Source organism: Martelella alba, assembly GCF_005217455.1.
In the GTDB taxonomy this organism is placed as follows: Bacteria; Pseudomonadota; Gammaproteobacteria; order Enterobacterales; family Enterobacteriaceae; genus Acerihabitans.
In genome coordinates, this window is the sequence record NZ_SZPQ01000113.1 from 1 (window position 1) to 1,698 (window position 1,698).

The window sequence follows — 1,698 nt, forward strand, 5'->3', positions numbered from 1 at the left end:
AAAATGAAGGTGCGAAGTTCTGGCTGAACGTGCTGACAGAACTGAAAAATCGCGGCCTGAACGATATCCTCATCGCCCGCGTTGACGGGCTGAAAGGCTTCCCTGACGCCATTAGCGCGGTGTATCCGCAGGCGAGGATCCAGATGTGCATCGTGCACATGGTGCGTAACAGCCTGCGGTTCGTCTCCTGGAAGGACTACAAGGTAGTCACGCAAGACCTGAAGGCCATCTTATCAGGCTCCGACGGAAGAAGCAGCGCTACAGGCCCTGGATGCGTTCTGCGATACCTGGGACAGTCGCTACCCACAAATAAGCCGGAGCTGGCAGGCAAACTGGGCTAACCTGGCAACGTTCTTCTCTTACCCGGCAGACATCCGCAAGGTGATATACACGACGAACGCCATTGAGTCGCTGAACAGCGTGATCCGGCATGCCATTAAAAAACGGAAAGTGTTCCCGACCGACGACTCAGTGAGAAAGGTGGTGTGGCTGGCAATCCAGGCTGCGTCGCAAAAATGGACGATGCCACTGAGGGACTGGCGTATGGCAATGAGCCGATTTATTATCGAGTTCAGTGACCGCCTGGACGGTCACTTCTGAGAAAAGGCATTTACAGATACATGGACGCCCCCTGTTTGCCAGACAATCGTTTTGTTATGCTCAGAACAAGGTTGAGATTGCTGTCATACATCCGGACTTTATTCGAGACCGTCGTCTCTGTCCCCGATGGAATTCGCTGACCGGGTTCTTATCAGAATCACGCGCTTAAAGCGCTTGTGTAAATACAGAATTTCCCGATCACGGTCTTACCTGTTCTGCCATCACTTACGGTTACCTGTGCAACCTCTGGGAGCTTCACTAAAACTGAATTATGCCCCTAACTCGTCAGAGACTGGCTCCTGTACTACAATAGTCAGCCTTAAATCCTCTTTTATGAGCAAGTAATGCCCATACTATCCGCACATTTTTATTCGCTACCGCCACCACCGCAACATTTGTATTACGTCGGAGAAGTAGGCTATTCAGCCAGTTAGCTGTCTGCCCCGTTTTCTGAGCGATATGTTGCACCACTGCTCTTGCTCCATGGATGAGCAGAGTCCTGAGATATTTATCACCGCGTTTACTGATACTTTGCAGGACGGGCTTGCCGCCACTCGAGTATTGTCGTGGTACTAGGCCCAGCCACGCCGCCAACTGCCGTCCACTGGAGAAATTTCTGACATCCCCGATGGACGCGATTAAGGCACTTGCCGTTATCGGGCCGATACCGGGTATCTCAGATAATCTTTGACTATCCGCGTTATTACGATGCCAACGCTGAATTTCTTTTTCCAGTTCAATAACCTGCCGATCAAGCTCTTGCAGGTGTTCGCCCAGTCGTTGCAGTAATTGTCTGAAAGTGCCTGGCAAGTTGTTATCGGCATCTTCAAGAATAGCAGGCAGGCGTATTGCAATTTGCCTGATCCCTTGAACGATGATGATCCCAAATTCATTTAACAAACCACGAATAGCATTTGCCTGCGCTGTACGGGCTTTAACAAACCCCTCCCGGGCGCGATGTATTGACAATATGCTTTGTTGCTCCTCTGTTTTTACTGGCACAAAACGCATAGTTGGCCGTATCACAGCTTCACATATCGCTTCTGCATCTGCGGCATCGTTTTTATTCGTTTTAACATAGGGTTTAACGAATTGGGG

The 1,698-nt window shown here is 50.2% G+C and carries 1 protein-coding gene and 1 pseudogene; one reads left to right on the forward strand and one right to left on the reverse strand.

Annotated elements, in window-relative coordinates:
• Positions 1-600: pseudogene (locus FCN80_RS25795) on the forward strand (IS256 family transposase); the annotation flags it as partial.
• Between the two features lie 285 nt (positions 601-885).
• On the opposite strand, the gene FCN80_RS25800 reads toward FCN80_RS25795, so the two are convergent.
• Positions 886-1,698: IS110 family RNA-guided transposase (locus tag FCN80_RS25800; RefSeq protein ID WP_136993203.1), on the reverse strand; the 813-nt coding region annotated here is incomplete at its 5' end.